Genomic DNA, 21,797 nt, shown 5'->3' on the forward strand with positions numbered 1-21,797 from the left:
TGGCGGCGACGATGCGGACCGAGACCATGCAGGCCACGCCGGAGATCTGGGGAGGCGTCGAGTGCAGCATCATTCGGTTGAGGAACCGATGGCGTGACGAATTATCGGAGACGGGACATGCCGGCAGGCTGGACGATCTGGACCGCATCCGGCAGCTTGGCATACGAACGCTCCGGTACCCGCTGCTGTGGGAATCGATCTCGCCGGACAATATCGAAACCGCCGATTTCGCCTGGCACGACAAACGGATGCCGCGGCTGAAAGAGCTAGGCATCGAGGTCATCGCCGGACTGCTACACCATGGCAGCGGCCCCCGCTACACCAATTTGCTCGATCCGGCTTTTCCCGAGCTCCTGGCTCGGCATGCCCGGCGCGTCGCCGAACGCTACCCCGAGATCCGCCGCTTCACCCCCGTGAACGAGCCGCTGACCACAGCCCGTTTCAGCGCTTTGTATGGACATTGGTATCCCCACCGCCGGCACTTGCCAGATTTCGCACGAGCGCTGATCAACCAGTGCCGCGGTGTGGCGCTTGCCATGCGGGCGATCCGCGAGGTGACGCCGCACGCGGCTCTCGTCCAGACCGAGGATCTCGGCAAGACGTTCAGCACGCCATTGCTTGGTTACCAGGCGGATTATGAGAACGAACGCCGCTGGCTGACGTTCGACCTGCTGTTTGGCCGTGTCGAGCGCAGCCATCCATGGTTCTCCCGCCTGATCGATCATGGGATACCGGAGCAGGAGCTCCAGGCCTTCGTCGACGAGCCCTGCCCTCCCGATATTGTGGGGGTCAACTACTATCCGACCAGCGAGCGTTTCCTTGACCACCGCTGCTCCAAGCTCCCAGCTGGAGCCTCGGTCGGCGGCAATGGCCGGCATCACTATGCCGACCTTGAGGCCGTGCGGATGCATCTTCCGCTTGGGTCGGACGGGCCGGAACCCCGCCTGCGCGAGGTCTGTGCGCGTTATGACCGGCCGGTCGCCGTAACCGAAGTTCACCATGGCTGCAGCCGCGACGAACAGCTTCGCTGGCTGAACGAAGTCTGGAGCGCTGCCAATCGGCTCGCTGGCGAAGGCAAGAACATTGCCGCCGTCACCGTCTGGGCCCTGTTCGGATGCGTCGACTGGAACAGCCTGCTGCTGCGCAAAGATGGAGCCTATGAGGCGGGAGCCTTCGACGTCCGCAGTCCATCGCCGCGCATGACCGCCCTGGGAAGTGCGGTACGGGAAATGGCCGGCGGCGCCGGCCTGAAGCATCCGGTTCTCGACAGCCCCGGCTGGTGGCGCCGGGACACGCGGTTCTTCAGCCCACCTTTCGAAACCACCGCCGAACGCAGCGGGGGCGGAGACGCGCGCAAGGTGCTCATCCTCTGCAAGGATGCGGCGCTGGGTAGCGCCTTTTGCCGGATCGCTGCCCACCGGGGGCTGGAATTCATCGCCTTTCCCGCCAATCAGATGGACATCACCGACCCTCATTCCATGCGCCGCCTGCTGCTCAAGTATCGGCCTTGGGCCTTCGTCCACGCCGCCACTCCGCAAGGGGCCGAAGCGGGTCCTGTCGGCTCGATTGGGACGAGCAACGGGCCGGCGGATGGCGCGGTGCTGGCATCTGTCTGTGCCGCCGCCGGTGTTGCGTTGATGACCGTGACGTCGGATGCGCTGGTCGGCAAGACGCTCACCGACCGTTTGGTCGAGAGCAGCCCCATCACCCCGGCATCGGGCATACGCAATCTCAACGCGGCAGCCGAAACGATGGTGATGAAGCATCATCCCGCCGCGCTGGTCATCCGCACGAGCGCCGTCTTCGGACCCTGGAACACCGCAGACGTGCTTTCGCAGCTGCTGGATGAAATCGCAGCCGACCGTTCGCTCCGCTTGCCGGCGGACGCAGTGTGCTCCCCCACTTACCTGCCGGACCTGGCTCACGCCGCGCTCGACCTGTTGATCGATGGCGAGACGGGAATATGGCACCTCGCCAATGACGGCGCGGTCAGTTGGTCCGATTGGGCAAGAGAGGTCGCCCAGTCGGCCGGTCTCGATGCGCGCCTGGTGCTGGGCGATCATGGCCGCGGGGTCCTCGCCCCTGCCGCCCTGGCAAGCGAACGGGGTCAACTCATGCCCTCCCTGGCAAGCGGCATGGGACGCTTCCTCCGGGAGTGTGATGTTCGCTGGAACAAGACCTCGGCTGCCCTCGGCAGCTGAGAAAGCGACTGAAGTCCTAGAGGCCGAGATGAGAGAACCGACAGCGTTTAACAGCTTTTTCCTTGGTGGATTCGAGTGCTCGAGCCATCGCCGGGCCGATGGCGTCCGCCTCGATCTGCTTCGCGCCACCAGCCATGACGAAGCGTCCGAGACCGACTATCGCGAACTCCAGCGTCGGGGGATCCGCACCGTGCGCGACGGGCTGCGCTGGCACCTCATCGAGAAAGAGCCCGGCAACTACGACTGGTCGAGCTTTCTGCCAATGCTGCGCGCCGCCGACGCCACAGGGACACAGGTGGTTTGGGATCTCTGCCACTACGGATGGCCCGACCATATCGACATCTTCTCACCGGAATTCGTCGAGCGCTTCGCCCGCTTCGCGGAAGCCGCAGCCCTGGTCATCCACGCCGAGATCGGCTCGGTGCCGTACTTCTGTCCGGTGAACGAGATTTCATACTGGTCATGGGCGGGTGGCGATACCGGCCGGATCAACCCATTCGCGAACGGCCTTGGAGGCCAATTGAAGCGCATCCTGGTAAGAGCCGCCATCGCTGCTATAGACGCGATCCGACGAATCGATTCCCGGGCCCGCTTCATCACCGCGGAACCGTTGATCAATGTGGTCGGCTATCCTCACGATGTCGAGCATCAGCTCGAGGCGGAGGGTTACAGGCTCTGTCAGTTTGAAGCGCTCGACATGCTTGCCGGGCTTCAGGAACCGGAGCTGGGCGGCCGGCCCGAATACCTCGATATCGTCGGCTTGAACTTCTATCCCGACAATCAATGGCTCCTGCACGGCCCGACAATCCCGTTCGGGCACCATGCCTACAAGCCGCTGGCCGACATGCTCGTTGAAGTCGCACAACGCTACAATCGACCCCTCTCGATGTCCGAAACGGGCGCCGAGCGCACGGCCAGGCCATCGTGGGTGCACTATGTCGTGGCCGAGGTCCTCGAGGCCATGCAGCGGGGCGTCCAGATAGAGGGAATCTGCCTCTATCCAATCATCGACTACCCCGGATGGGACAATGGCCGGATGTGCGATGTCGGCCTGCTCGGCCCGATGGGGGAGCACGGCAGGCGTCCAGTTTGCAAGCGCATGGAGGATGAATTGGGCGAGCAGAGCCGAAAACTGCTGGCGCTTCAGCGCGAACTCACGTCAGGGCCATATGCCGGAGGGACCTATGCGGTATCTGAAGCCACAGGCAAGTAGCCCGCTGCCTCCGTTCCTGGAGGGGTCGGCTGCCTTCATAAGGCATTATGTGCGCAGGCAGCTGCCGCAATTCATCATCCTCGCCGTGCTGGTGATATCGGCCGCGTCCTGCGCTGTCGCCATCCAGTACGTGATGAAGGTGCTCGTCGACGCGATGGCGGGCCCACGCGAAGGCTCAGCCGCGCAGACAGCGCTCGCCATTTTCATCAGCCTCATCGCGGTGGAGAGCATCCTCTGGCGTCTCTGCGGCTGGCTCGGCTGCAAAGCGACCCTCGCGATCGGCGTTCAGATGCGGCTCGATCTGTTCGACTTCCTGAACGGTCAGCCGATGAAGTACTTCGCCGAGAACCTGGCGGGTTCCCTTGGCCAGCGGGTTACCGCGACCGCGGGCAATTTCGGCGCCCTGACTAACATCGTCATCTGGCGGGTCGCGCCGCCGGCTGTCGACTTCATCGGCACCGTCATCGTGTTCACGGTCGTCGACTGGCGGATGGCGGTGGCCCTGGCGTCCGCGGTCGTCGTTATCATGGGCGGCCTGCTTGCCTTCGGGGAACGTGGAAAGCACCTGCACCGCACATATGCATCTTATGCGAACGAAGTCGGTGGAAGCCTGATCGATGTCATCACCAACATGTGGTCTATCAAGGCGTTCTCAGCCCGGTCACGCGAGCACGCAAGGCTGGCAGCGAGCTTTCGAGCCGAAGCCGATGCCCAGCGTGACAGCTGGATGTACACGGAAAAAGCGCGCCTCATCCACGACATTGCACTTTGGGTCATGGCCGGCGGCATGCTCGCCTGGGCGGTCCGGCAATGGAGCCGGGGGGAAATCACGCCCGGCGACGTGGTCCTGGTCAGCGCCTTGACGTTCCGCATTCTTCACGGGTCGCGCGACATGGCGTTGTCGCTCGTCGACATGGTCCAGCATTTCGGGTTCATCGAGGACACGTTGCGCATCATCGGCCAGCCGCAGACCGTGGTCGACCTTCCGGGGGCGCCGGCAATCCGTCCGCATGGCGGGGCGATCGAGTTCCGCAAGGTTTCTTTCACCTACGGCACCGAGGTCGATGCGATCCACAACCTCGACCTGTCCATCCCCGCGGGCCAGAAGGTCGGTATCGTCGGTCCGTCCGGAGCGGGCAAGTCGACTTTCGTCCACCTGCTTCAACGGCTCTACGACGTTCAGGGCGGCCAGATCTTGATTGACGGCCAGCCGATTGCCTCGGTCACACAGGATAGTCTGCGCGAAGCGCTGGCCGTCGTGCCCCAGGAGATCCTGCTGTTTCACCGGACCGTGATGGAGAACATTCGTTTCGCCCGTCCCGAGGCCAGCGATGAAGAAGCCCGCGCCGCTGCCCGGGCCGCTCACTGCGAGGCGTTCATTTCAAGACTGCACGAGGGCTATGACACGGTGGTCGGGGAACGGGGGGTGAAGCTCTCCGGTGGCCAGCGGCAAAGAATCGGGATTGCCCGGGCATTCCTGAAAGCCGCTCCGGTCATCGTTCTCGACGAGGCTACGTCTGCCCTGGATACCGAGTCCGAACTGGTGATCCAGGCCTCGCTGGTCAAGATGTTCCGCGATCGCACGGTGATCGCCGTCGCGCATCGCCTTTCCACGCTTTCCAGCTTCGACCGCATCTTGGTGATGAATGGGGGGCGCGTTGTCGAGGATGGCAACGCGGCGGAGCTCAGAGCTCATGGCGGTCTATTTGCCCGCATGTGGAGGATGCAGGCCGAAGGCCTCACCCTTGACGCGGCTGAATGAAATGCAATTAGGCGAATTTAAAGCATGCAGAAGACCCTATAGCATTCGATTGTGAGGCAACCCCGCATCGCTAACCCCTTCACGAAATCAGAACACCGGCACCGCCTGCAAGGGAATGATCACCATCACAGGCCTCCTGCTGGCAGGCCAGACGAAGTTTGGAATGCCGCTAGTTGCGGGCCGGTCACCTCTCCGGCGCCACAAGCTTCTCGGCTGCGGCTGCGGTGCTCCAGGCTGACCTCAACGCCACGCTGGCCTCGGTCGCGTCGGTGACTGGTGCGATCGCGCCGACAACGGCCGCTGTGGTCGCGTCGATCGCCGGCCACGTCATGACCGTTACCGGCGTCACCTCGGGTACGCTTGTGGCCGGTGCTGTCCTGTCCGGAGCCGGTGTCGCGGCGGGGACGGCGATCACCAATCAGCTGTCGGGCACGCCGGGCGGCATTGGCGAGTATGCGGTCTCGATCGCACAGATCGTCGCCAGCGAGGCGATCTCGGCGACCTATGGCACGCTCACGGTCACTGCGATCGCTTCCGGTACCCTGTCGGTTGGCCAGACCCTTGGCGGTGCCGGCGTGAGCGCAGGCACGCGCATCACGCAGCTCGGCAGCGGTCGGGGCCTTGCCGGCACCTATTTCGTCAACCTGACGCAGACGGTGGCGAGCGGCACGGTCACCGGTTCCGCGACGCCGCTCGGTGTCTCCTTCGAGTCCGTGGCTGGCGGCTTCGTCATCACCTCCGGCATAGCCGGCGAGCCGTCGAGCACGGCTTTTGCGACCGGCACGATTTCGGACGATCTCTTCCTCACCCAGGCGACGGGCGCGGTGCTCTCGCAGGGCGCCGATGCAACGACCCCCGCCGCCTTCATGAACGGCATCATCACCCTCACCCAGAATCGTCCTCCGGCGCCTGGCTTGGGCTCGAAGGACAGATTCAATGCATGAGATTTGCGCCATGGGTGTTCGCCATCTCTCGCATGATCTCGTTGAGCCAGTTCTCCGTGGACTGACCGAGTTGCCTATAGTCGACGTCTCGGATGGCTTGCTCAAGCGTCCGCTCGACCAGCCGGTCAGATGCGTTTACGTCTCCCAGCAACAGACGCGCTGCGAGGCGCAGTTTGGGCAACAGTGTGAAGACGTCGTCTGGCGGAGGGGGCACGGAGGTGTCCGCGTGTTCAGACAGTTGTGCGGGGAAAAGTGCGTGTAGCACGGCCTTGCTGCCTGATGATTTCCGCAAATTGCTGGCGTGGCGAAGATGTTCGGGAATAGGGATGTCGTCGTCGCCACTGAAGAAGACGAACGGGATTCCTCGGCGCATCAACTTGTCCGCAATCGGGAACACGTGTCGACCGTTGAGATTGACGTCCAGGATTGCGGCTTCGGCTTGATCGGTATGTTCAGACGCCTGCTCGACGCTCGCCGCAGGTCCGAGAACAATGGCGCCCATATTGCTGAAAAACTCCGCAAGCTCTCCCGAAATCGACCATTCGTCCTCGACAATCAGAATGTGCAGCCCCCGCAATTCGCGCACGTCCTCATCCTTTCTTCGACGGGAGTTCAGGGTGCAGAGAAGCTAGTTCCCACTCTCTGTCATCCAGCGCCGCCTGCAATTGTTTCGCAAGCACCAGCATGCGAACTGGGACGGGCCCTGGATCTAGACATTCGATTGATCGAGTCGCTTCCCGCGCCCTTGTTGCCAGGCGCTTCAAGCCAGCGGAGCGTTTTGTCATTTGAACCACCACGGGAATAACTTTCAACGTCTTACCCGCTGTATCGTTCCATTTGGGCCGAATGCGACAAATTCGGCGCGTTTCCGAGCGCAACGCACGGTCAGCATACTGAGGGAAACCACGTCAGACGGACTTGAACTGCATTGAGAGCGCGGCGGGCCTCCTGTTCCTCCAGGTTTGACCACGGGTTCAGGCTCAGACTGATGTTGGATGCGCTCCCTGTGGAGTTCGGCAATGCCATTTGATCCGCGACCTTCCGGAATCGTTTGCCACGGTGCGCGGCCGAGAGCACGACCGTCACCGTGCGGATGAGATGTTGAGCGTAGTTCCTCGCATTCTTGCGCTCGCACCCGCTCAGCCTTCTTCGCTCGACGTGCGCTGGGTTCGCAAAATGGTGCATCGCGGTCTCGTGGACAGGCATGCGCCCGCCGCCCGGTGCTGTCCGAGTTGCATCGTCTTTCCAGCACTGCTGACATCACAGCGGCTGAGCAGTCGAAACCCGAGAAGGCTACCGGCTTCTTTACCCGCCGCTGCGGTCGCGTGTAGCCGAAGCCGCGCTTTCGGCGGTCAGCCCCAAGCGTCTGATAACCCACGGCATGGTCAACCCTTGGACAAAGATGGAAAAGGCAACGACTGCGAACGCGGCAACGACTATTTGACTGCGCTCGGCGACGTTTTCAGGAAGGGCCAGCGCCAGGGCCAGAGCAAGGGCACCGCGCAGCCCGCCCCAAACCAAAACATGCTGGTAGCTTGCATCCACCTTCAGGGACGTCGCAGCAAGGAGGGCACAGAAAGGATAGATAGCCAATGTCCTGCCAACCAGCACGAGCATGATGGCGACCGCCGAGGTGCCTGAAAATATCCCAAGTGGCTGATGGGCTTCATGGCCACCGATCAATATGAACACGATCGAATTCGCCAGAAAGGCCGCGTACTCCCAGAACGCCAGAACGTGACTTCTGGCGTTGGCGGAAATCGCGCCTTTCCACCCTACGTTGCCTACAATCAAGCCTGCGGTGAGAGTAGCCAGCACGCCCGACATGCCAAGATCCTCCGCAAGCAGAAACGAACCATAGGCCGCAATCGTCGTCAGGGTTATTTCAACAAGATGATCTTCGGTCCGACCGGCGATCAGAAGGAGCAAGGCTGACACCCCTGCTCCTGAGGCAATCCCACCCGCGATAGTCCACAACAGCGATCCAGCAACGCTAAGGGGCGTCGCCTCGGCGCCTGCCGCGATTCCGGCCAAGATGCCGAAGCCAACTGCGGCTGCGCCGTCGTTGAGCAGACTTTCCGATTCGACAAGAAGAGCGAGGCGGGGCTGAACCTTCATTTCCTTAAAGGCCGCGATGACCGACACCGGATCCGTCGCTGCTATCAGCACGCCGAACAGCCCCGATCCGATCCAAGTCCATCCGAGCAGCAAATGCATGCCAGCCGCGACCACTGCGGCGGCGATCGCGACCCCAGGAAAAGCGAGCAGAACCGTGACCGGCAGGTCCAGTCGAAAATGACGCCATTCGATCGCAAGTGCCGCCTGGAAAATCAGCGGCGGCAAAAACACGGTGAAAATCAGATCCCGGCTGAGGGGGAGTTCGGCAACGCCGGGCATGAAGCCAAGGGCGATACCCGCCGCAACGAGCCCGACACTGTAGGGAAGTTCCAGCCGTCTGGATATCATCGCCACCAAAGAAGCGGTGAGCAAGATCATCCCCAGTGTGAGGATTGGAAGATCATTCATAGCGGCCTCAGATAAGGTCCGATCACACAAGTAGCGCTCTGACGTCGTACTGGACCGCCGACCAACCTCACCGGTGGTGGCGTTGGACATCACGGCCCGGGAAGGGCATAAGCGGCAACCTGATCGCCGACCTGGTCCTTCAGAATGGTGTTCCCGCCGGCCACGAACACCACGTACTCGCGGCCGCGGTACTCGTACACCGCAGGATTGGCCACCGCGGGCGCCTGGACGATGTCGGACCACAGTTCCTGTCCGTTCGCGAGAGAATAGGCGCGCACCTTCGCGTCCATCGAACCCCCGATGAATATCAAACCACCCGCCGTCACGGCGGGGCCACCGATCGTCACCGAGCCGAGGGATTCAGGCATATAGAAGCCCCACTTCTGCGATGCTCCCATCGGCCGGCGCCATTTGACGTCGCCGGTGGTCATGTCGATGGCGGCGATTTCTCCGAAGGGGGGTGCCCAGCACGGCATGCCAAGCCAGTTGAGAGCGTTGTGCAGCGACATGCCGTAGGGTGCGCCCTCTTGCGGATAGTAGCCCTGCTCATTGCCGGAATCGCCGGCGAGCCGTTGGTATTCATCGCGCGGATAGAGCTTGATGGATTGGACGACATGCGAGAAGTTGACCACCGCCGTTTGGGTGCTTGGATCGAAACCGACCCCGCCCCATTGCACTCCGCCCGCCGAATCCGGGTAGGCCAGCACGCCCTCGCCCTTGTGTGTCGGCGGGCTGTACATGCCACGATAGGAGAGGTTGTCCCATAAGCGGGAGCACTCGCCCAGGCCGACGACATCAGCTATTCGCCAGATGGGTGGCTTTTTGGACTGGTCCAGCAGCGGTGCGGGTTTGGTGGGGAACGGCTGCGTGGGAGCGTAGACTTCCCCTTGGACGCTGCCGTCGCCGCCCGGTACAGGGCGTTCATCGATCGGCCAGACGTCTTTTCCGGTGCGCCGGTCGACGACGAACAGAAAGCCCATCTTCGTCGCCTGCATGAGGGCAGGAATTTGTTTGCCCGCCACGGTGATGTCCATAAGCGTAGGCGCCGAGTTGATGTCGTAGTCCCAGATGTCGTGATGGACCCACTGTCGTGACCAGACGACCTTGCCGGTTTCAAGATCTAGTGCGGTGGTGGACGTCGCAAGCGGTATCGGGTCGGCACGATTGCCGCCCCAGTAGTTCGGCGATGGGCTGGAGACCGGGAGGTAAACAAGCCCGAGCCCTTCGTCCACGGACATTGCGGTCCAGACGTTGGCGGTCCCAGTACGTTTTGCGATCTGCGCCGGCAGCGACGAGAACGACCACTGTCGCGCGCCCGTCTGAGGATCCAGCGAGAAAACCGTGCCGGGGGGAGCCTCGGCATAGGCCCAATCCTTTCCAGCCCAGCCGAGGATGACGTGGTCGCCGGCCACGGTGGGCGGCTGCAATAGGGAAAGCGGGTACTTGGCGTTGATGTCGTTCCACTGGTTCACATCCAATACGCCACCCGAGCCAAATTTCTTGCAGAGCTGTCCGGTATCGGCATCGAGCGCAAAGAGGTGCGCATCCATGGTGCCTAGATAGACAATCTTCTGACAGCCCTCGCCCGCCACGGCATTCTTGCTCTGCCAGTAAGCAACGCCACGGTTTTTCAGGGCCGGCTGCGTCAAGGCCTTGAGAGTGGATTTGGACTCGAATTTCCATTTGATCGCCCCTGTGCCCGGGTCGAGCGCAAGCACCCCATAGAAGGGGGTCCCGATATAAAGGGTGTCATTGGCGAAAATGGGGGTTGCGGACCAGACCGACGGTGGCAATGCGCCCGATCCGTCTGACATATCGCCAGTATGCAACTCCCATACTTTGCGGAGCGAACCGACGTTCTCTGCGGTAATCTGTGTAAGCGGAGAGTACTTCTGGCCATTGAGCTGGCCGTGAAAGCTGTTCCAGGTCGGCTGTGGCGGGATCAGCGGGATTGGCTTGGGCTCAGGGAGCGGGGCTGTTGCCGCCTCCTCCGGCGAGCCTGCTTCCCCGGCCAAAGGGCTGGCGCTCCCGCTGCTGTCCTTCGGCTGACTGCCGGCATCCGGTATGCCGCCCGGTTGTGACGCGGGTGAAGTATTGTCATTCTGGGCAGAGACGGAATGAATGCCGAGCCCCAGCAACAGAAAGACGGCAAATGCCAGGCTCGAGCCGAAGACGGCAGTTCTCATCGGGACGTATCCTGAATGTTGGTCTGACGGAAACCCAGGGTGATCAACAGCCCAGCCAGCACAACGGAAACGGCCGCCACGAGCCACCAAGCGTGGAGAAAGATGGCCGCAATGAATGTGCCGAGTGCTCCTAGAAGGCCCAAGACCCACGCTAGGGTGAAAACGACACCACCTCTTCTGAAGCGCAGTACAAGCCCATCCAGCGCAAGAGCCAGGCTGGCGACGAGCACGAGCATGGCTCCGGGGGTTCCGGTTACCCCAGTCAGCGGGGTGGCGAAGTAATAGAACGCGATTGCGAATGCCAGTACCGCCGCTGTGATGACGACGAGCGGGCCACGATGACTAGTGTTCGGCAGTAGTTGTGTTTTCATGAACGTTCCTGCGACGTTTCTTAAGCGACCGGTTTCTTAAGCGACCGTCCGCGGGGGGGGCGTCTTGCGATACGAAGCACGTCGCTAACCCGAGCTCAGCCGGTATGTTCCAACCTCCGCTTCACCATCGCGTGAGCGGCGGACGCGCCAGAGAAATGCGGTTTTTGACATTCTCCGGTCTGGATTGCCTTTCCGGCCTCAACTTCGCGGGCATCATACCACCCAGATATGTGCATACGCTTCAGCACTGGGCGGCTTTCGCACCTCACGAGGCCGGGAGTATAGGGGAGCAATGTGGCGCGGAATTCATCCCAAAGCGGCAACGAACAATGTGGCGCGCAATTCACCCCAAGGCTGGCAGCCGACTATCCGAAAGCCGCTGTCGGAAAGAGCCGCGGCAGGAAGGGCGAGCGCCTGGCGATCGAGCCGGGTCGCCCCTCGCAACGACTGGCGCTCGATGGCGAGATCGGAGCGCACGGCAAGCGCCAGCCGCCGGCGTACGTGAGCGTGCTCGAGTTTGCGCAGTTCAACGACCGAGCCATGCCGTCGCGTTGGCAAGCGCCCTTAGACGCCAACCATCTGGGAAATGCCCATGGGCTGTCGAACTATGGCACCCCAGGTGCCGCTGGTCATCTTCTTCTTCCACGAAGACAGCGCGCGCACGATCGGGTGAGCGCGGAGCTTTTCGTTGAAGGCGCAATAACCCATCTGCTGGCCATCGATCCCATCCGCAATGAACTGTACTTCATTGCCGGCAGCGATGCCGCCCGGGTTGATAGCGGTTTGCCCCCTATATTGCACCGCTGAAACCACGCGAAGGTTCGGAAAATTCTTCTTGAGCAAATCCTCGACATTGACGTTGAACGAGTTCGTCGCGGTCATCGCGAGCTGAGATTCCGGCGACATGGCCAGTGTCATCTTGGTGTTCTGGTCAACCAGGCCGGCGGTTTGGGTGACGAGCTGGAGCCAGAGCGACTGGAGGTCGGCATAGATTTCGTTCGCAGTCGCGACGATCTGGCCATTGTTGATCCACTTCACGCCCCCATAAGCTTTCGGGGACGGGGTAATCGGCGCGGCGAGGTTCGGATCATTGAGAAGGCCGAAGTTCTGCAGGCCCTGCACGCCCTTAAAATAGGTGGTGTTCAGAAAGCGGTGAAGCACCGTCACGCCGGCGGCGTCGACCTCGCCGACCCAATTGACGCGGCCAAGACCGGCACGCTCGATTTCCAGCTCGCCGTATTCGGAGATCGTCTGGAAGAGATAGGACTGGCGCTGAGGCCAGTTCATGTTCGCGCCGGCTCGGCCGTTGTCGTTGTAATCGCCGTAGCTCGACACTTCACCAGTCTGCTCGATGACGGGGAACATCGCCGTCTGGTCGATCCAGGTGCCCTTCCGGGTTTCGCCGAAGATCTCGGCGGCCTTAGTGGGGGCAAAGAGGATGCGGTAGACCTCTGGGTCGACCAGCGTGGTCAGGAATGCCGGAATGCCGGCATTCGACGCCGTCGCCAGGGAGGGCTGCGCATCCATCGCAAGATGGTTGGTGCGGAAAGCCTCGACGATGTAGGCTCGTGCTTCGGGAAGATAGATGCCGGCCTGCTCGAACATGGGGCGATGCTGCGTCCACGTCGCGGCGGCCTGATTGTAGTCATGGAATTGCATTGTGGTTCTCCTCAACAGACAGCCGCTTCACGGCGCATTGGTTCGAGGTTGATGGGAAAGGGTTTAGCCCTGCGGCCAGGAAGTGATTTTCATCAGCTCGCCCGGTTGGGCAAATGAACGCACGGTCCACTTGGTCTCGACGTTGGTGGCTGCGGTGAGAGCCGCAGCATTGACGACGGTGTTGACGTCCACGGCATATGTTCCGACTCCGCCGGTAGGGCCGGTGAGCTGCTGGGTGAGCGTGGTGACGGCGGTGATGCCGGCGCCAGTGAGCGTGTCGCCGTTGCCGAAGACGCCAACGACGTTGCCGCCAGCCGTGAACACGCCATAGGTGCCCGCAATCACGGTGCCCGGGTCGACATTCTGGTCAGGGATCGACACCGCATAGGTGCCGGTCTTGCCCAGTGAGCCGTCGATTTCGGCGCTGGTGAGCTGCTGCACGATCTTGGTGCCGTTCGCCACGTCGGTACCGGAGATGGTGGTGCCTGAGTAGATCGTGCCGGAGTTGAGAGCGGAGACAGTTAGCACGTTGCCGACGATCGAAGCGACAAAGCCGCTGGTTGCGGCGGCGATCGAGCCTGCCGAGGTGGTTGCGCCATTCGGCGTGCCGGTCGGAGCGGCCGTAGACCTGCCATCGGCATAGTTGGCATAGACCTTCTGGCCGTACAGTGCCGGGGTGGCGCCGGAGTTCTTCACCCAGAAGTCGCCTTCGTTGAAGACGGTGATGGGGAAGCCGGCCGGAACCAGCATGGTCGATTCCTGCAGGTAGACCTCGATCAGGCCCTGCTGCTCGCGGTGCACGAAGCCGGCGACGGGCCCGGTACCAAAGGTATTGACCACGGCCGGCGCATTGTCGCTGTCGAGCTGGGCATAGTTCAGCCAGGCAAAGCGGCCGACGATCGCGCCCAGCGCACCGCATACCAGCGCGCCAGCGGCGGCCAGGATCGTGCTGCGGGGGTTGGTGGAAGCGAAGTCGCCCTCAACGGCGGGGGCGGGATTGTAGGCGACCTGCGTCTGAAAGCCAGACATGGGCGGTTCTCCTCAAAAAGCAGCCGGCATGTTGGCCGGCTCGAAGGGGGTTTCTGGCATTTAGGCCGCTCGCTTAGAGCGACCTGACAATGTGGGACTTGGCTGCCGGGAACATCTCGTGGAACAAGCTGACGCCTGCAGCGTCCATGGCGACACGGGCAGGCTGCTGCGCCTGGCCGGCGCCAGGCAGAGGCTGGGCCTTAAGGATGGCCGGCAGTGCCGAGGGATGAACTCCGTCGATATTGACGCCTAGCGACGTGAGCGCGGTGCGATAGACGGCATCGGCGCTGTCGTGAGCCATGGCGAGCTTACCGATGTAGGGGCGCACGGCCTCTTCCGCAGCGCGAACCTGGGCGGACTCTTCGCGGGCCTCGCGCTTGGCGCGATCGACAGCAGCCGAAACCGCAGCGGCGATCGCCGTGTCCATGGCCTTCTTGTCGACCTTGTCATCGTCGTCGTCATCGTCCTTCTCCGCGTCTTCAGCGGCTTTCTTCTTTTTGTCCTCTTCCTCGACGGCGTCGTCTTCGGCCTTTTTCTTCTTGGCCTCTTCGTCGTCCTCGTCCTCTTCGTCGTTGGCTTCCTTCACCTCGACCCCGTCGAGCGCGACCAGGAGCGCCTCGAGATCGTCGAGCTTGGCGTCAGCGGCCAGCTTGCCCTGGGTCGCCTTGCCGACCGCCTCGATGATGGCGGGCCGCTTGGCCTTGAAATTCTTGGCGGTGATGTCGGCCAGAACCGGGCGCAGATCGATCTTCTGATCGGCGGCCAGCTTGGGCATGACGTGGGCTAGGATCGCGCCGTGGGCGACGGACGCCATGCGCGAAGCAGAGCTGTTTTCTTCATCGTGTTGATCTCCTGTTTGCTGTCGCCGACCACAACATCAGGCCCGGCGCGGCCTTCCTCAACCAAGGCGACGTGATTGGCGGAAATGTCCCGCATCACGCCGTCGTAGGATTCTCCAGCCAGCGTGCCGGGCGTCATGTCGGCCCGGTAGCGATAGCTGCTCGATAGTTCTTTCTGCCGATCCGATTCGATCAGCGCGATTGCAGCGCCATCCCAGATGCTGAGCGGCGCCATGAGGTACGGCGCATGGAACTCGACGGCATCGCCCAGAGCCCCGACAACGGCTTCGCGCGGGTGTTCCTTGGCGCTGACTGGAATGTGCTTGAGCAAGAGCGGCTTGCCGACGAAGGACGGGGCGGCCTTGGCCAGCTCCTCCGCATTGCGATAGAGGCGGAAGACCCGCTCGGGATCCAGCCCCAGCGCTTCGAAAGCCGGGATCTCGCGGCCGTAATAGGGGCAAACGTTGGCCTTGGAGATCGGCGTCATCTCGACGCGCAGATGACCGTCCTGGTCGAACACGCGCACGCTGTTGCGATCCATCGCCAGTGCGTCGTTGGCCTGCTTCGGCCGCGCAACGCCGGTACCCTCGCATTCGTCGCAGACGATCCCAGGACCGGCGAGTTCACCGGTGCCACCGCAAAGCGGGCAATCGGCGGCTGCGATGCCCTCGTCCTTCGTCCATTTCACGAAGTTGGAGCGCAGCTGATCCCACGCCTCGGGAGCCATGTCTGCGGCGATGCCAAGACGCTCGCCCAGCATGTCGCGCAGGCCCGGATGCACCGGCTCAGGCAGCGAGCCCAGAGGGGCCCAGGCATATCCGGAGTGCTCCGCTGACAGCCTGGGCTGGAACTTCTCGACCACCGGCTGCGCATACGTGTAGTGCAGCCAGCCTTGTGGCGTAGGGCGCACTCCAGCAGTTTCGCGGGGCCGGCCTCCAGGAACATCTCGGGCCCTGTCGCTTCCTCTCCCGTCTCGCGCGTGGCCGTCTGGAGCGGCGTTTCGCCTTCCTCAGACTTGCCGCCGGGCCAGCACCAATGGCCGGGCCAGTTGGTGTCGGTCGACGAGCGGCGCAGCACCAGGACATCGCCATCGGGCGCGACCAACATCAGCGAGGCGGCTTGGCCGGCACTGTCCTTGCCGACGAACTCATCGCCGATAGGCTTCGGAATGCCGAGCGTGGACATCAGATCAATTTCCTGTAATGTAAGGCCGCGCCTCACAAACTTGTTGACTTGGAATGTGTGAGGCGTTACCTTACAAACATGCTCAAGTCTTTCCGAAACAAAGCCCTGCAACGCTTCTTCGAGACCGGCAGTCCGCGCGGTCTCAGCGTGCAAGACGACAAGCGTGTCGCCCGCATCCTTCGGGCCTTGGAAGCAGCCTCAAAGCCGGAAGACATGGACCTTCCCGGCTATCGCTTCCACGGCCTTTCGGGCGATCAGAAGGGGCGCTATTCTGTTCGAGTGAACGGAAATTGGCGCATCACCTTCGGTTTTGACGGCGAAGACGTTATCGAGGTAGAACTAGAGGATTACCACTGATGAACACGGCACCCATCAAGCGCGGCCTGCCCGCGATGCATCCCGGAGAGCTTCTGCGCGAGGACGTCATCCCGGCGCTCGACAAGTCGAAGACCGAGATCGCCAAGCTGCTCGGCATTTCCCGGCGCACGCTCTACGACATCCTGGACGAAAAGCAGCCCGTCACGGTCCCCATGGCGTTGCGCCTCGGCAAGCTGGTTGGCAACGGTCCGGTGCTCTGGCTCAACCTCCAGCGCAACTATGATCTGGAACAGGCCGAGAGGGCGCTCAGCGCCGAGATCGAGGCGATCCCGACGCTGACCGCGGCGTGAGGCGCATGGCAACCGATCGGTTGGACCGTCTGGCAATTTTTCTAGCGGCAGGGACAGGCGGGTTCTGTCTCGGTGCGTTGCTGGCGCCGGCGATGGTGAACCAGCGAATTCAATGGGAAACACTCGCGACCGGCGTTCTGGCCATTGCTGCTGCGGCGTGGTCTGTGCGTGCGGCTATGAAGCTGGACCGTGAGCAGGGACGCCGCCACAACGACACTCAACGGTTAACGCTGCGGGCAGACCGAGCGAGTGCCGCCCGTGCAGCTTATCTGGCCGGCGACTTCTTCGACATGACGTACTTGGCCGAAGTTGATGAGCTTCTCGCTGACGCTGGACCGGAAACGGTGATGGCGTCCAATGCGAGACTCGTTCAGCGGGCTCGAGATTGGAAAGTAGACATCCGAGGCAAGTTGAACTCTGTCCTCATCACCGAGGCCAGGCCGCTCTTCGACCCGATGACAGCGGTGCACTACGACACCCTCGAACAGTTATCGGACGAGATCGAACATCCGCTGGACGCGCTTGATGCTGTGGGCGCTTTCGAAGATGTCGAGCTGATGCTTGACCGGCGCTCTGCCGTCGTCACGGTGATGGAAGACATTCGCGCACACCTTAAATGTTCGCTGACGACCTTGCGGAACTTGGGCAGACCTTTTTGTAGGTCACGAAAACCCCTTGATGACTGGCTTCCCGACACAGCGGCAACCCGGCTCCTCACCTGGTCGGATGAAGCGTTTGACCGCTGGGTCGTACCAGCCAGTCGAAATCTTGTAGCGGACCTTTTTACGGCCAGCCGCAACGTGCGTGGGGCGAGGTTCTTTCCCGCCGCCGCTGTGGTGCCATTCGGCTTCGTCGATGCCGAGTTCCAACTGGCGTGCGGTATTGAAGGCCGCCGTCGCCTTGTTGTTCTGGTCGAGCGCGATGAAGGCCGCGCGCCGCTTCGTAATGCCCGAGTAGCGCTCCAGCTCAGCCACTAGGCCGGCAAGATCGCGGCCGGTCTGCACCGACCGCATGACCGCGCCTTCGACCTGGTCGAAATACTGCGACGGGATCGACTTGATCAGCGACACGTTGGCGTGGACCGTCGCGTCGACAACGTCGCGCATCGCTGCCGTCATCTTGAATTCGACCGAGATGCCGCCATCGCGAAGGATCTTGCGGAGCGCCTGGCTCGATCGCTTTTCCACCGAGAGCGCGAAATAGTCGCCCAGCTGCAACGAAGCCACGTCGAAGCGCTTGGTCCACTGCACAGCGAGTTTGCGGATCGATCGGCGCAGCGCATCCGCCGGCGTCTCGTCCGCGCCATACGGGGCGTATTGGCCCGGTAGGAGGCTTTCAGCCAGTAGATCACGCTCTGGCTCATGGCCTCGATCAGCGCGGTCACCTTGCCCCTGTAGGCGGCTTCAATCCCGGCGTTGGGTCGGACGGGGCGAAGCACCTTTTCGTTGCGCTTTGCGGTCCGTCGGCTTTGCAGGCTGGACATCGCGATCCCTCAGCGTCTCGGCGATCTCGTGATCGTCGGGCGCCTGTGCTTTGAGCATTTCGAAGAGGTTGGAACTCAAACCGTGATCTCGCAGACCGGTACCTCAAACCGATGCGCCCGAGTTCGCTTACCACCACCATCTCACGTGCCTTCGGCAACCGATCGCGCCGACTGGGACCGCTCGAGGCGCGGTACGACAATGCGTTGAGAATGCGATCATTGGACGGTGGCCTGGACTTTGAAACATTGGCTCTCAGCTGCTCGGCGGGATGTTCGGGTTGCTGCGACCGTGTTGGGGCATGCTGGTCCCAGGCCTCGCCTCGGGTTGTTAAGGGCCGGGTCTGATTCCAACTCTTATCCGGTGCCGAGCCGAGGATTCGATGGCACCAGCGACGTTGCGTCCCTATATCAACGAATGCCCCCCGAACGGGGCCGACCGGCCCCTTCACTTGAGAGCCAGCTCGCCGTGACCTTGCCTGCCACTGCTGAACAATCCCGAGGCACCCAGATGCAGCTTCCCGCCCTGCGCAACAGCTATGCACAATTGCCCGAGCGCTTCTTCGCGCAAACAGGTCCGCAGCCGGTGTCCGAACCTCGGCTGATCCGCTTCAACCGACCCCTCGCCGAGGAACTAGGGCTCGACGCCGACCAGTTCACCAGCCCGGACGGAGTGGAGATGCTTGCCGGCAGCAGATTTCCGGAAGGCCTGCAGCCAGTCGCCTTGGCCTATGCGGGCCACCAGTTCGGTAATTTCGTGCCTCAGCTCGGCGACGGTCGCGCCCTCCTGCTTGGCGAAGTGGTGGACGTCAACGGCATCCGCCGCGACATACAGCTGAAGGGATCGGGGCCGACGCGGTTCTCGCGCAACGGTGACGGCCGCGCCGCACTGGGTCCTGTCCTACGTGAGTATGTGGTCAGCGAAGCGATGGCGGCGCTGGGCATCCCGACGACGCGAACCTTGGCGGCGGTGCTCACCGGCGACCCCGTGCATCGCGAGGTCCGGCTGCCCGGCGCCGTGCTGACACGAGTGGCGGCAAGCCATATCCGGATCGGCACCTTCCAATATTTCGCCGCGCGCCACGACACCGAGGGGCTCAAGATCCTCGCTGACTATGCCATTGAGCGTCATTTCCCGCACTTGTTAGGGCAAGCACGGCGGTACCGCGCTTTGCTGGACGCCGTGGTCACAGCACAAGCGGATCTGGTGGCGCGCTGGATGCTTGTCGGCTTCATCCACGGCGTCATGAACACCGACAACATGGCGATCTCGGGCGAGACCATCGACTATGGCCCATGCGCCTTCATGGACGCCTATGACCCCGGCTCGGTGTTCAGCTCGATCGACCGCGTCGGCCGCTACGCCTATGCCAACCAGCCTCGCATCGCCACATGGAACCTTGCGCGCCTTGCCGAGACGCTGCTGCCGCTCATGAGCACGGATGAGAATGAAGCTGTCGCAGAAGCCGAAGAAGTGCTGAGGTCGTTCCAGCCCTCCTATGAGGCTGTGTTGCAGCGCGGGTTCCGCAGAAAACTCGGATTGCTGACCGAGGCGGAGGCCGACCTGCAGCTCGCGGCTGATTTCCTCGATGTGCTGGCTCGCGGCGAAGCCGACTTTACGCTCGGCTTCCGACGCCTGGGCGACGACCTCGACGCCTCGGAAGGTCAGGGCACGGCCCGGGAGCTGTTTAGGGATCCAGCCGCATTCGACGCCTGGTCGGTGCGGTGGCGCGAGCGGATCGCAAGTGAAGCAGCCGACACTGTTACGCGACGGGCGGTCATGCATGCCGTCAATCCCAAATTCATCCCTCGCAACCATCGCCTTGAGGCGATGATACAAGCGGCGCTGGGCGGCGACTTCACACCCTTCGATGAGATTCTGAGGGTCGTGAGCCATCCCTTCGATGAGCAGCCAGAAATGGAAGGCTATGCTGACCCGCCACGCCCGGATGAACGCGTCCTACAGACATTCTGCGGCACATGAGACATTCATGATGGAGGTCTAACATGTGCAAATGCGGGAGCGCTTTTCGCACGCTATCGTGGTGGCTACTACTCTCGGAAGGATGCGAACTGTGACAATTATAGAATTAGCATTCGAATTGCTGGCACGGAAGCTAGTAGACCACACCGGAATATCCGACGAAGATGCTCGTGACCTTGTCGCAGCCATGGGCGCTGACTGGTCATCGCTCGTGCGGGCAGCGAGGGTGATGAAAGAGATTTAGGTCTTTCAATCTTTCGGCAATTAGCCGCAGGCCATGGAAAGGCCGATCCTCCCGATCCGGTACCGGATAGCATTCTTTTGGCGGCTGCAAAGTTGCAAGCGGGTTCCGGCAAAGATTGTAAAGGAGTGATGGAGGCCGACGCAGCGCCCGAGAGCTATCGCGCGGCCCCAGTCGCGAACGCCGCCAGCTTGATCGCATCGAAACAGGCGCCGGCAAGTTGAGCCTTTACTGTTGATCCAGCACCCTCCAGAACCTCTCCATGCCGCAAGGTGGCGGGCTTTTCGAGTTGGACTTGATCCGGCGCCGCCGCCACGCCGCACAAAAGGTCGTCGCGATGGCCCCGCGAGATTCAGGCAGTCCCTTGTCACCCCCGAGCCTGGGGCCTGAGATAGACTGCCAGGCAACAACTACAGATCCCCAGTCCGACGATTGGGTAGCTCAATGCCAAGATAGCGGCGAGCCCAAAAAGGCTGCATGACCCGCTGCACTTGTGGTGACACCTCCTCCTCTGGCAACGGATCAATGAGTTCGCGGATCAACAATAGATATGTCAGGTTAACCAGGAAGAACACGGTCGCATAGAAGGCGACCGGCTGCGGTGCCAACTCGCTTACGGCCATCCATGCCGTGGCCAGGGGGAGCAGCGAGACTGAGAACAGGTGCGCGAAATTGTACCACATTAAGGATGCCGTGCTCTCTTTCGCGTAGCGCAAGAGATGATGGTGGTTCGCCCAGACAATCGCAATGAAGAGATAGCTTACACCGTAGCTAAGCCAGGTTTCCCATGATGCCAAAAGGGCTTCGAGCGTCGGCACTTCCGGCGGGCGCAGGTCCAAAACTAGAACTGTGATCAGTACGGCGAACACGCCATCGGAAAATGCGTTCAGCCTTTCCAGGCCAGGTGAAGGTATCACGTGCGTCCCCATTTTATTCCTGAGCTAATGCTAACCCATTCCAGTCGCTGCTCAATAGACACCCCGGCTTCATTGGCCCAAGGACCCCCCTCGCCGCCATTACTCTAGTTGCGCGGCTGGCAATTTTGCCCGGTCCTTCGTCGTGGTATCTCGATCCGCAATGACACGAGACAGTCGCATGCTGATTATCAAGGTTGCGGTCGTGGTTCTTTCTTTGTGGCGGCCGCCGAGCTGGTGATCGGGTAGTGGTCAGTCCGAAATTCAGCCCCGATCACAATATGCGCTCCGGTCCAGCCTTATCGACAGGCACTGCGCTTGCTTGAGGAGGCCCAGGCAGAAACCTGCCGGCAATCCGTCGCGTTCGCAGCCTTTGTCAAAGCCGCAAGAGATCAGGACATGGTTGTTGTTTCTGATCAGCCGAGTGAGGCCCTCAAGCGCCTCGACGCTGGCAAGCTCGATCTGCGACCAAGATTGCCAGTTGCCGCGCTCGGTTTGAGCAACAAGCGCACAGCGCGTCCAGCCTGCGAGGCAAGCCCGCGCCCCTCGGCAGAAAAGCGCGGGCCGACCAAGTTTGCCCTTGGCCAGCAGCGCG

At 62.1% G+C, this 21,797-nt stretch carries 18 protein-coding genes and 1 pseudogene; 7 read left to right on the top strand and 12 right to left on the bottom strand.

Annotated elements, in window-relative coordinates:
- Positions 1 to 11: 11 nt before the first annotated feature.
- The 4 genes from LB516_RS23365 to LB516_RS23380 all read left to right on the top strand — a co-directional run bounded on the left by LB516_RS23365 (position 12) and on the right by LB516_RS23380 (position 6,120).
- Entirely contained in the window at positions 12 to 2,201 is a 2,190-nt protein-coding gene (locus tag LB516_RS23365; protein ID WP_224720449.1) for a sugar nucleotide-binding protein, read from the top strand.
- Complete coding sequence (locus LB516_RS23370; protein ID WP_224720450.1) at positions 2,161 to 3,414, top strand: beta-glucosidase; 1,254 nt, start codon at positions 2,161 to 2,163, stop codon at positions 3,412 to 3,414. The genes LB516_RS23365 and LB516_RS23370 overlap by 41 nt, the downstream gene beginning before the upstream one ends.
- A gap of 49 nt (positions 3,415 to 3,463) precedes the next feature.
- Positions 3,464 to 5,176 (top strand): ABC transporter ATP-binding protein, encoded by a 1,713-nt coding sequence (locus LB516_RS23375; RefSeq protein ID WP_224720451.1) that lies wholly within the window; start codon positions 3,464 to 3,466, stop codon positions 5,174 to 5,176.
- Positions 5,177 to 5,349: 173 nt separating this feature from the next.
- On the top strand, positions 5,350 to 6,120 hold the full coding sequence (locus LB516_RS23380) for a DUF3383 domain-containing protein (RefSeq protein ID WP_140663651.1): 771 nt from the start codon (positions 5,350 to 5,352) through the stop codon (positions 6,118 to 6,120).
- Here the strand turns inward: LB516_RS23380 and LB516_RS23385 are convergent.
- From LB516_RS23385 to LB516_RS29180, 10 genes and pseudogenes are all read right to left on the bottom strand, one after another.
- On the bottom strand, positions 6,110 to 6,706 hold the full coding sequence (locus LB516_RS23385; protein WP_181173032.1) for a response regulator: 597 nt from the start codon (positions 6,704 to 6,706) through the stop codon (positions 6,110 to 6,112). The two genes, LB516_RS23380 and LB516_RS23385, sit on opposite strands and share 11 nt — an antisense overlap.
- 719 nt (positions 6,707 to 7,425) lie before the next feature.
- Entirely contained in the window at positions 7,426 to 8,646 is a 1,221-nt protein-coding gene (locus LB516_RS23390; protein WP_140663655.1) for a cation:proton antiporter, read from the bottom strand.
- Between the two features lie 89 nt (positions 8,647 to 8,735).
- Positions 8,736 to 10,832: a pyrroloquinoline quinone-dependent dehydrogenase gene (locus LB516_RS23395; protein ID WP_140663657.1), complete on the bottom strand. Its 2,097-nt coding sequence runs from the start codon at positions 10,830 to 10,832 to the stop codon at positions 8,736 to 8,738.
- Positions 10,829 to 11,203: a hypothetical protein gene (locus tag LB516_RS23400; RefSeq protein ID WP_140663659.1), complete on the bottom strand. Its 375-nt coding sequence runs from the start codon at positions 11,201 to 11,203 to the stop codon at positions 10,829 to 10,831. The genes LB516_RS23395 and LB516_RS23400 overlap by 4 nt, the downstream gene beginning before the upstream one ends.
- A gap of 306 nt (positions 11,204 to 11,509) precedes the next feature.
- On the bottom strand, positions 11,510 to 11,761 hold the full coding sequence (locus LB516_RS23405) for a hypothetical protein (protein WP_181177913.1): 252 nt from the start codon (positions 11,759 to 11,761) through the stop codon (positions 11,510 to 11,512).
- A gap of 6 nt (positions 11,762 to 11,767) precedes the next feature.
- Complete coding sequence (locus tag LB516_RS23410) at positions 11,768 to 12,808, bottom strand: DUF2184 domain-containing protein (RefSeq protein WP_140722123.1); 1,041 nt, start codon at positions 12,806 to 12,808, stop codon at positions 11,768 to 11,770.
- Between the two features lie 117 nt (positions 12,809 to 12,925).
- Positions 12,926 to 13,891 carry a hypothetical protein gene (locus tag LB516_RS23415; RefSeq protein ID WP_140722120.1) on the bottom strand — a complete coding sequence of 322 codons (966 nt, stop codon included), beginning with the start codon at positions 13,889 to 13,891 and terminating at the stop codon, positions 12,926 to 12,928.
- Between the two features lie 73 nt (positions 13,892 to 13,964).
- Positions 13,965 to 14,705, bottom strand: a complete 741-nt coding sequence (locus tag LB516_RS23420) for a hypothetical protein (RefSeq protein ID WP_140722117.1) — start codon at positions 14,703 to 14,705, stop codon at positions 13,965 to 13,967.
- Complete coding sequence (locus LB516_RS29065) at positions 14,675 to 15,640, bottom strand: DUF2213 domain-containing protein (RefSeq protein WP_224720452.1); 966 nt, start codon at positions 15,638 to 15,640, stop codon at positions 14,675 to 14,677. The genes LB516_RS23420 and LB516_RS29065 overlap by 31 nt, the downstream gene beginning before the upstream one ends.
- A gap of 56 nt (positions 15,641 to 15,696) precedes the next feature.
- Positions 15,697 to 15,915 (bottom strand): annotated as a pseudogene (locus LB516_RS29180) (NUDIX hydrolase); the annotation flags it as partial.
- A gap of 78 nt (positions 15,916 to 15,993) precedes the next feature.
- Between LB516_RS29180 and LB516_RS23435 the strand changes: the two are divergent.
- Positions 15,994 to 16,272 (top strand): type II toxin-antitoxin system RelE/ParE family toxin, encoded by a 279-nt coding sequence (locus tag LB516_RS23435; RefSeq protein ID WP_140663671.1) that lies wholly within the window; start codon positions 15,994 to 15,996, stop codon positions 16,270 to 16,272.
- Complete coding sequence (locus LB516_RS23440) at positions 16,272 to 16,583, top strand: HigA family addiction module antitoxin (RefSeq protein WP_140663673.1); 312 nt, start codon at positions 16,272 to 16,274, stop codon at positions 16,581 to 16,583. The genes LB516_RS23435 and LB516_RS23440 overlap by 1 nt, the downstream gene beginning before the upstream one ends.
- Before the next feature lie 662 nt (positions 16,584 to 17,245).
- On the opposite strand, the gene LB516_RS29070 is transcribed toward LB516_RS23440, so the two are convergent.
- On the bottom strand, positions 17,246 to 17,833 hold the full coding sequence (locus LB516_RS29070) for a phage minor head protein (protein ID WP_210242406.1): 588 nt from the start codon (positions 17,831 to 17,833) through the stop codon (positions 17,246 to 17,248).
- A 741-nt stretch (positions 17,834 to 18,574) separates the two neighbouring features.
- On the opposite strand from LB516_RS29070, the gene LB516_RS23450 reads away from it, so the two are divergent.
- Positions 18,575 to 20,047: a protein adenylyltransferase SelO gene (locus LB516_RS23450; protein WP_140722628.1), complete on the top strand. Its 1,473-nt coding sequence runs from the start codon at positions 18,575 to 18,577 to the stop codon at positions 20,045 to 20,047.
- Positions 20,048 to 20,698: 651 nt separating this feature from the next.
- Here the strand turns inward: LB516_RS23450 and LB516_RS23455 are convergent.
- A complete protein-coding gene (locus LB516_RS23455; RefSeq protein WP_224720453.1) occupies positions 20,699 to 21,205 on the bottom strand; it encodes a TMEM175 family protein in 507 nt (168 codons plus the stop codon).
- Between the last annotated feature and the right edge of the window lie 592 nt (positions 21,206 to 21,797).

Source organism: Mesorhizobium sp. CO1-1-7 (genome assembly GCF_020164885.1).
Lineage (GTDB): Bacteria > Pseudomonadota > Alphaproteobacteria > Rhizobiales > Rhizobiaceae > Mesorhizobium > Mesorhizobium australicum.